5 protein-coding genes are annotated in these 6624 nt (G+C 44.3%); 1 reads left to right on the top strand and 4 read right to left on the bottom strand.

The annotated features are described in order from the left end of the window. Positions 1-133: 133 nt before the first annotated feature. Genes hemG through pepQ form a run of 4 tightly spaced genes read right to left on the bottom strand, consistent with a single transcriptional unit; the run spans position 134 to position 4154 of the window. The gene (gene hemG, locus NXS07_RS12670) at positions 134-682 is read right to left on the bottom strand and encodes a menaquinone-dependent protoporphyrinogen IX dehydrogenase (RefSeq protein WP_038191737.1); all 549 of its coding nucleotides are present in this window, start codon (positions 680-682) and stop codon (positions 134-136) included. A gap of 37 nt (positions 683-719) precedes the next feature. Continuing rightward, a complete protein-coding gene (trkH, locus tag NXS07_RS12665) occupies positions 720-2171 on the bottom strand; it encodes a Trk system potassium transporter TrkH (RefSeq protein ID WP_038191735.1) in 1452 nt (483 codons plus the stop codon). 37 nt (positions 2172-2208) lie between these two features. Next, positions 2209-2820, bottom strand: a complete 612-nt coding sequence (locus NXS07_RS12660; RefSeq protein ID WP_038203585.1) for an IMPACT family protein — start codon at positions 2818-2820, stop codon at positions 2209-2211. Then, on the bottom strand, positions 2820-4154 hold the full coding sequence (gene pepQ / locus NXS07_RS12655) for a Xaa-Pro dipeptidase (protein WP_038203588.1): 1335 nt from the start codon (positions 4152-4154) through the stop codon (positions 2820-2822). Before pepQ ends, NXS07_RS12660 begins: the two co-directional genes overlap by 1 nt. A 274-nt stretch (positions 4155-4428) precedes the next feature. Between pepQ and fadB the strand changes: the two genes are divergently transcribed. Continuing rightward, positions 4429-6615, top strand: a complete 2187-nt coding sequence (fadB, locus tag NXS07_RS12650; RefSeq protein ID WP_258086853.1) for a fatty acid oxidation complex subunit alpha FadB — start codon at positions 4429-4431, stop codon at positions 6613-6615. Positions 6616-6624: the final 9 nt, after the last annotated feature.

Genomic DNA, 6624 nt, shown 5'->3' with positions numbered 1-6624 from the left:
GGCGTGTCTTCGCTCAGCGTCGGTCAGTGGTGGCGCATTATAGGGACTTTTCGCCGCCTGACAATAGTTTTTTTGAATTTTCTTTCCGTTCGTGTTTTTTTCCCTCAAAACGCTGTAACAACCAGCAAAAAGGCTATTTTTGAGACTCTTTTTCACATGATATTTGCAGAAACTTCCCAGAAAAGAGATCGACCTGCTCCCAATCAGTGTATTCAATCTCTTTTGTTGTATCAGTTTCCCCACCTGTCATCCTCATAATAAACTGAATCATGATGCGATCCAGCCAACGATAGCGGGGATAAAGCAACGCACCAGCAAAGACATCACATAAATTTGGCTTCCAAGGGCTTTTCATCAAGAACTTGCGTATATAAGCATTGGTTTCTGGTGTTCTCTTTTCTGGTTTTCTCGCCGTTAGATTGACACCGAAGAACGCCGTCGGCATTTGGTTCAATTGTTTTTGGTGTCGAATAGCGAACTGATGTAATACGGAATTAAAATGGCCATAGCGTATCGACGCCCCTATCATCACTTTATGATAAGGTTTCAGATTAATGTGCTTTATTGTAGCCAGATCTCTTAAGTCACACTCAGCACCCGCGCGACGGAGATTCTCAGCGATACAAGTAATAATTTTCTTAGTCTGTCCATCCTGAGTGGAATAAAGCAGTAAATAATTCATAAATACACCTTTTTTAAACAACGACTCACCTTCACAGTTATTCACGCCAAAAAGTCGGTGTGAACAGAACCAATAGAGTGAAAACTTCCAAACGTCCAAACAGCATGGTTACGACCAATATCCATTTAGCCGCCGGATTCATGGTGGTAAAGTTATCAGAGACGGCGCCCAACCCGGGCCCCAAGTTATTCAATGTTGCGGCTATAGCAGAAAAAGCGGAAAATTCATCAACACCTGTTGCAATCAGTAACAGCATGCTAATAAGAAAAACCAGCGCATAAGCAGAAAAGAAACCCCATACTGCTTCAATAATTCGCTCCGGCAATGCTCTTTGTCCCAATTTAATGGTGTATACGGCGTTCGGGTGAACCAGACGTTTTAGTTCACGGGAGCCTTGCAGGAACAACAACAAGATGCGGATAACTTTCAATCCCCCACCTGTCGATCCCGCACATCCTCCGATAAATGCAGAACATAAGAGAAGAAAAGGCAGAAACAGAGGCCAATTGGCAAAACTGACTGTTGTAAATCCTGCGGTGGTTGCCATCGAAACCACTTGAAAGAAAGCATGATTCAGTGCATCTAATCCTGATTCGTAAACGGATTGTTGCCACAATATCAGCACACAGATCACCAGTAATGCCAATTGGATGGTAATGAACATGCGGAATTCCGGGTCACGCCAGTAAACTTTCAAACTTCGTCCGGAAAGTACGGCGAAATGCAGACCAAAATTACAGCCAGAGATCAGCAGGAAAATCGCAATAATGGTATTAATAGCCGAGCTATTGAAAAAACCGATGCTGGCATCATGTGTCGAAAACCCACCAATCGCGATTGTAGAAAAACTATGAGAAATCGCATCGAATATCGACATGCCCGCCGCCCATAACGCTATTGCACAGGCAATGGTCAGCAAGACGTAGATCAGCCAGAGTGTTTTTGCGGTCTCCGCAATGCGGGGGCGCATTTTATTGTCTTTCAACGGCCCCGGCATTTCTGCCCGATACAGCTGCATTCCCCCGACACCGAGCAAGGGCAGAATCGCAACAGCTAATACGATGATCCCCATTCCCCCAAGCCATTGCAGCATTTGTCGATAGAAGAGGATAGCTTTCGGCAGAGAGTCGAGACCAATAAGCGTGGTTGCCCCTGTTGTCGTCAAGCCTGAAAATGATTCAAAAAAGGCATCAGTCACTGAAAGGTTGGGTTTCTCTGAGAAAATGAAAGGCAATGCACCGACACTTCCCAGAACTGTCCAGAACAGGACAACGATCAAAAATCCCTCTTTCGGTTTAAGATCATGTTTTTGGTTCCGATTAGGCACCCATAACATTAAACCAATCACTAGAGCAAAGATAAATGTCTGGCTGAATGCTCTACCCGCGCCATCTCGATAAATCAATGCCACCAATCCCGGAATAATCATTGTGACAGAGAAAAGAATGACAAGTAGCCCGACAATACGGGTTATGGCGCGAAAATGCATTCGGCTGGTTCCTCAAAAATCCGGTAGGACAAAATAATTATGATTTTGGTGTTAAAAACAGAGCACCACGGCTTAAGTCACGTAATTTATCACCTATCTCCCCCGCAAGGGTAGCTGGCAGTGAAACTTGCAATGTAACGTTTTCAGCATATTCACTGGCAATCACTTGCCCTGAGAATTTTTGTAGCAATTGTTCCACCATCGAGATATGGGCATATCCACACTGCAATTGATACAGTTTCTGCGGTACTTTGTATTCTGTTTCCAGTAATTTCAGTGCCTGCTGCACACCATTGCCATAGGCTTTTACCAATCCTCCCGTGCCAAGTTTGATGCCACCAAAATAGCGAACTGACACGGCAGTGATTTCTCCCACTCCGCTTCCTATTAATTGCGCGATCATGGGCTTACCGGCAGTTCCCGTCGGTTCTCCATCATCTGAAAAACCTAATTGCTGGGAGTCATCCGGCGCACCTGCCACAAAAGCCCAGCAATGGTGTCGGGCATCCGGGTATTGCTCCTTGATGTTCTGGATAAATAACTTTGCCTCATTCACCCCGCTGGTGTGTTCCAGCAGAGTGATGAAACGACTTTTCTTTATTTCTTCAGTGAAATTGACTGAAGCCGCAGGGATCAAATAAGGCTTCATTACGACAACTGTAAATCTCTGGTCATATTTTCAATTTTTCCATCGTGAATAACGATGTTATCTTCAATACGAATACCACCATAAAGCTTAAACATGTCGATTTTTTTCCAATCGAAATGTTTGCTGTATTCATTTTCACGCCACGGTGCCAATAAAGTTTCAATGAAATAAATACCCGGTTCAATGGTCAAAACCATCCTCGGCTCCAAAATACGTGTACAACGCAGATAAGGATGTAATGTCGGCGCGGCCAGATGGGTTCCGGTATCATCCTGCATGAATCCGGCAGCGTCATGCACCTGCAAACCCAGTGGATGGCCTAGCCCATGTGGGAAAAATGGAGTTGTCAGCCCTTTCTCAACCATAGTTTCTTCAGTGATTCCATTAATGATTCCGTGTTTTTTTAGCAACTTGGCTATGCGACGATGCATATTGATATGATAATCGGTATACCGAATACCCGCCTTGATCGAGCCAATAATCGCTTGTTGTTCCCCATTTAAATCTTTAATCAGTGAAGCGAAATCGTTGTTATGTTTTGCTGCATAAGTTCTGGTGATATCAGCAGCGTAGCCATTATATTCTGCACCAGCATCAATCAAGAAACTGCGAATTTCAGAAGGTACAGTCTGTTGTAATTTGGTGTAATGCAAGACCGCCGCATTTTCATTCAGGGCAATAATATTATTATAAGGGACATCTGTATCGCGGTGCCCTGTTGCCATCAAATAGAATATATTGATTTCGAACTCGCTCACACCAGATGTAAACGCGTCGTATGCGGCCAGATGACCATTCACGGCAGTTTTCTGCGCTTCACGCATACAAACCAGCTCGTAATCTGTTTTATATGAGCGATGGTAACTCAAATAATCCAAGACCATTTTGGGATTGATATTGTATTCGAGAATACCCAAATCCTTTGCACGCTCAGTCTGCTCACCAATATAAGCTGTATTCTGTTTTGATAAGCCACTCAATTCTGCTTTGATATCATCGGCTTTTGCCAGATGGATCAACTCAACTTCTTCAGTCCAGTGGCTATTGGGCAAAGCCTCCACGCTATGCCAATAATCCACGGGAGAATAAAACCAGAGTTTAGGTTTATTCACACCATCAATCCATAACCAGCAATTGGGTACTTTAGTCACAGGCACCCAAGCCTTGAAGTGTGCATTTACCTTGAAAGGATAATCGCAGTCATCCAGAAAAACACGTAATGACTCGCCAGAGTGAATAAATAGAGCGTCAAGCTGATTTCGTGTCAGTATTTCGCGGGCACGTCTTTGTAATATTTTAATATGTTCGTGGTACAGGGATGCCAACTTTTCCATCTTCATAAACCTTTTGATTATCTGGCAGGAGTATAAATCTTACCACAATTCATTATTTTTGGTGTCACCATGGGGAAATCTCACCTTAGCGCAGTTGACTAACAATATTTATATTTTTCATAACTATAATAAAAAATATTGTCGTCCATCATAAATCTTCCCTGTGATCCGCTCTACAAAAAATTCATCATTGGTTTGCATTCGATTAACACACTAATCACAATCAACCGTATCTGGTCATACCAGATGGTATGCACTCATTGAGGAGATTGACATGCTCTACCTAAGTGACACTATTCAAGTAAACTGGCTGAAAGATGGCATTGCAGAACTGATCTTCAATGCACCAGCTGCAATTAATAAATTAGATACAAAAACCGTTGCTTCATTGGATAAAGCGGTTGCCGTCCTTGAGCAACAAACTGAATTAAAAGGGCTGTTACTACGTTCTGAAAAACAAGCCTTTATTGTTGGTGCAGACATCACAGAATTCTTATCATTATTCGATGCACCAAAAGAAAAACTTCAGGAATGGCTGAAGTTCGCCAATGATATTTTCAACCGTATTGAAGATCTCCCTGTTCCTACTATTTCTGCGATCAACGGCTATGCACTTGGCGGTGGTTGTGAGGTAGTATTGTCAACTGACTTTCGTGTTGCATCCCCAGATCTTCGCATCGGATTACCAGAAACTAAATTAGGCATTATGCCGGGCTTTGGTGGTTCTGTTCGCCTGCCACGTTTAATTGGCCCAGATAACGCCCTCGAAATTATTACAGCAGGCAAAGATATTGGTGCAGAAGACGCGCTAAAAAATGGCCTGGTTGATGCCGTTGTGCCGACTGAAAAGCTGGTAGATGCTGCTGTTTCTATTCTGGAACAGGCCATCAAAGGCGATCTGGATTGGCAAGCCGCCCGCCAACCTAAACTTTCCCCACTGAACCTCAATGATGTTGAACGCACCATGAGCTTCACCGTGGCGAAAGGAATGGTGATGAAAGTCGCAGGCCCACACTATCCAGCGCCAATTACTGCTGTAAAAACTATTGAAAAAGCAGCGACATTGGGTCGTGATGAAGCCTTGAAACTAGAAGCAGAAAGTTTTGTTCCACTGGCTCATACCAATGTTGCCCGTGCCTTGGTCGGCATCTTCCTGAATGACCAATATGTCAAAGGTCTGGCGAAAAAACATCTGAAAGAAGTCACGGTGCCACAGCATGCAACAGTACTGGGTGCAGGTATCATGGGGGGTGGTATCGCCTATCAATCTGCACGCAAAGGCGTTCCTGTTCTGATGAAAGACATTAATCAGAAAGCGCTGGATTTAGGAGTCAATGAAGCCGCTAAGTTATTGCATAAGCAATTTGAGCGTGGGCGTCTGGATGCTATGAAAATGGCTAAGATTCTGTCATCCATTCAACCAACACTCAGTTATGCGGACATTGAGCAATCTCAGATTATTGTCGAAGCCGTTGTTGAGAATCCGAAGATTAAAGCTGCGGTCTTGGCAGAAACAGAATCACATATCAACGAAGATTGCATTCTAGCCTCCAATACCTCCACAATCCCAATCACTGAATTAGCAAAGTCACTGAAACGGCCAGAAAATTTCTGTGGTATGCATTTTTTCAACCCAGTTCACCGTATGCCGCTGGTTGAAATCATCCGTGGAGAAAAAACCTCAGACAAGACCATTTCTACTGTTGTGGCTTACGCCAGCAAAATGGGTAAAACGCCGATTGTTGTCAATGATTGCCCAGGCTTTTTCGTCAACCGCGTATTGTTCCCTTATCTGGCAGGCTTCGGCATGTTACTGCGCGATGGCGGTGATTTCCGTCAAATCGACAAGATCATGGAGAAAGAGTTTGGCTGGCCGATGGGTCCTGCATATCTCATCGACGTTGTTGGCATTGATACCGCCCATCATGCTCAGGCGGTCATGGCACAAGGTTTTCCAGAGCGCATGACTCGCGATTATCACGATGCCATTGATGTATTATTTGAAAATCAGCGTTACGGCCAGAAAAATGACGTGGGTTTCTATAAATACACTCAAGACAAAAAAGGCAAGCCGAAAAAAGAGCAGGATGAAACCGTCGATCAACTGCTGGCAGGTATCAGTCAACCGAAACAGGTTTTCTCTGGGGAAGATATCATTGCCCGTACCATGATCCCGATGATTAACGAAGTCGTTCGCTGCTTGGAAGAAGGTGTCATTGCCAGTCCTGCGGAAGCAGATATGGCGCTGGTTTATGGTTTAGGCTTCCCACCATTCCACGGTGGTGTTTTCCGCTATCTGGATACGATGGGAACCGCAGCTTATGTGAAACTGGCTGAACGTTATGCCCACTTAGGCGCAATGTATCACGTTCCCGCTGGCCTGAAAGCGAAATCCGAAAGCAATGAAAGTTACTACCCTGTCGCAGCCAAAATTGCTGTTAATCCAGGTGAAAAAGCGTGAGGTCTGAAA

Source organism: Xenorhabdus bovienii, from assembly GCF_024721015.1.
GTDB classification, from domain to species: domain Bacteria; phylum Pseudomonadota; class Gammaproteobacteria; order Enterobacterales; family Enterobacteriaceae; genus Xenorhabdus; species Xenorhabdus bovienii.
Note: the sequence above shows the minus strand (reverse complement) of the source record. Positions and strands in the feature narration are given on the sequence as shown.

Bases quoted from the DNA above. Each gene is read 5' to 3' on its own strand.
- hemG (WP_038191737.1), bottom strand. From the start codon at position 682: ATGAATTATTTACTGCTTTATTCCACTCAGGATGGACAGACTAAGAAA.
- trkH (WP_038191735.1), bottom strand. From the start codon at position 2,171: ATGCATTTTCGCGCCATAACCCGTATTGTCGGGCTACTTGTCATTCTT.
- NXS07_RS12660 (WP_038203585.1), bottom strand. From the start codon at position 2,820: ATGAAGCCTTATTTGATCCCTGCGGCTTCAGTCAATTTCACTGAAGAA.
- pepQ (WP_038203588.1), bottom strand. From the start codon at position 4,154: ATGGAAAAGTTGGCATCCCTGTACCACGAACATATTAAAATATTACAA.
- fadB (WP_258086853.1), top strand. From the start codon at position 4,429: ATGCTCTACCTAAGTGACACTATTCAAGTAAACTGGCTGAAAGATGGC.